The sequence below is a fragment of the Pseudomonas sp. HMWF006 genome, from assembly GCF_003061205.1.
GTDB lineage: Bacteria > Pseudomonadota > Gammaproteobacteria > Pseudomonadales > Pseudomonadaceae > Aquipseudomonas > Aquipseudomonas monsensis.
Genome location: NZ_QAIU01000465.1, coordinates 1 through 1,967 on the forward strand (window position 1 = coordinate 1; position 1,967 = coordinate 1,967).

Sequence of the window (1,967 nt, forward strand, 5' to 3'; positions counted from 1 at the left end):
CCGCTGACCCTGATGAAAGCCAACCTCGATGACATCGCGGCGGGCGAGGGCGATCTGACCCGCCGCTTGAACATCACCAGCCAGGACGAACTCGGTGAACTGGCCGGCTCGTTCAACCGCTTCGTCGACAAGATCCACGGCCTGGTGCGGCAGATCACCGAGATGACCACGCAACTGACCGGCCTGGTGACCCAGGTGTCGGATCAGGCCCAGCGCTCCGACCAGGCGATGGAGCGTCAGCGCCACGAAACCGATCAGGTCGCCACGGCGATCAATGAAATGTCCGCCGCTGCCCAAGAGGTGGCGAAGAGCGCGCAGAACGCCGCCGTCGCCGCCCAGCAGACCGATGAAGAAGGCCAGAGCGCCAAACGCGTGGTGGCCGGCAGCATCAAACAGATTCATGCGCTGGTGGATGACATTCGCAGCAGCGGCGTGTCTCTCGACAGCCTGCAACAGGACGTGTCGTCGATTGTCGGCGTGCTCGGGGTGATCCGCTCGATTGCCGAGCAGACCAACCTGCTGGCGCTCAACGCCGCGATCGAAGCGGCGCGGGCCGGGGAGGCCGGGCGCGGCTTTGCGGTGGTGGCGGACGAGGTGCGGGCGCTGGCCAGCCGGACGCAGATCAGCACCCAGGAAATCCAGGGCATGATCGATCGCTTGCAGGCGGGCACGCAGTCGGCGGTCGAGGCCATGCGCCGTTCCAGCGAGGCGGGCGATGGCACCTCGGCGCAGGCCAATCAGGCCGGGGCGTCGCTGGATGCGATGGCGGAACTGATCGCGACGATCAACTCGATGAACGCGCAAATCGCCAGTGCCGCCGAAGAACAGACCGCCGTGGCGGAAGAAATCAACCGCAGCGTGCATCAGATTGCGGTGGCGGTGGACAGCGTGGCCGATGAGACGCAGTTGGGTGCGCAGACTTCGCGCAGTCTGGCGGAGCTTGGGCAGCGGCTGGGCAAACTGGTGGGGCAGTTCCGGATCTGAACACTTGAAAAGCCCCTGACCCTCCCGAAACGTCGGACCGCCCGTAGGGAGAGGGGACTGACCGAAGTGTATTGCTTCCTGCATCGACCTGAATGGTTTGGTCGATTATGGATTCGGCAAGACCGGTTCAGGTCGGTGTGTTTCTTCAGCATCCCCCAATCAGTCCCCTCTCCCTCCGGGAGAGGGCTAGGGTGAGGGGCTTTTGATTTTCAGCTTCAAGGTCTGTCCCAGTACGGCACTTCGCCAAAGCACTCGACAAAGAAATCAATCACCGTTCGCACCTTCACCGACAGCCGCCGGCTCCCCGGCCACAGCACCGCAATCTGCTGCGGCTCCAGACTGTTCGACACCTGATAGTCCCCCAGCACCGGCACCAGCGTGCCTTCGCGCACCGCCTCACCGATCAGCCACGACGGAAACATCACCAGCCCCAACCCTTGCATGGCCGCCTGGGTCAGGGTGTCGGCGTGGTTGCCGGTGATCGGTCCCTTGACGGCGTACGGCGTCCAGTCCTCCTGACCCTGACGGAAAAACCAGCGCTGCTGGCCGGTCGCGCCTTTGTAGGCCAGGCACTGGTGTTGCGCGAGATCTTCAGGTTTCTGCGGCGTGCCGTGGCGCTTGAGATACGCCGGGCTGGCCGCGACCTGAAAGCGGTGCGGCGCGAGAATCCGTGCCTGCATGCTCGAATCGTGCAACGCGCCGATGCGAAACAGCAGGTCGGCGCCTTCCTGCAACGGGTCGACGTAATGGTCGGTCTGCTGGATGTCCAGTTGCAGCTTCGGATAGCGCGCGCACAACTGGCCGAGCCACGGCGTCAGATGCCGTTGGCCGAACACCACTGGCGCGTTGATCCGCACCAGCCCGGTGGGCTCGCTTTGTTGTTCCTGCAAGGCCTGTTCGGCTTCCTCCAGTTGCACCAGCAGCAGCCGCGCGTGGTGGCCGAGCAGGCGCCCGGCCTCGGTCGGGGTCACGGCGCGGGTGTG

At 64.8% G+C, this 1,967-nt stretch carries 2 protein-coding genes; one reads left to right on the forward strand and one right to left on the reverse strand.

What is annotated here, in order from left to right; translation table 11 throughout:
- A partial coding sequence (locus tag DBR24_RS20365; protein ID WP_146189088.1) for a methyl-accepting chemotaxis protein occupies window positions 1-984 on the forward strand: 984 nt, incomplete at its 5' end.
- Window positions 985-1,199: 215 nt separating this feature from the next.
- Here the strand turns inward: DBR24_RS20365 and DBR24_RS20370 are convergent.
- The coding region (locus DBR24_RS20370; RefSeq protein WP_256591690.1) for a LysR family transcriptional regulator at window positions 1,200-1,967 on the reverse strand (768 nt) is incomplete at its 5' end.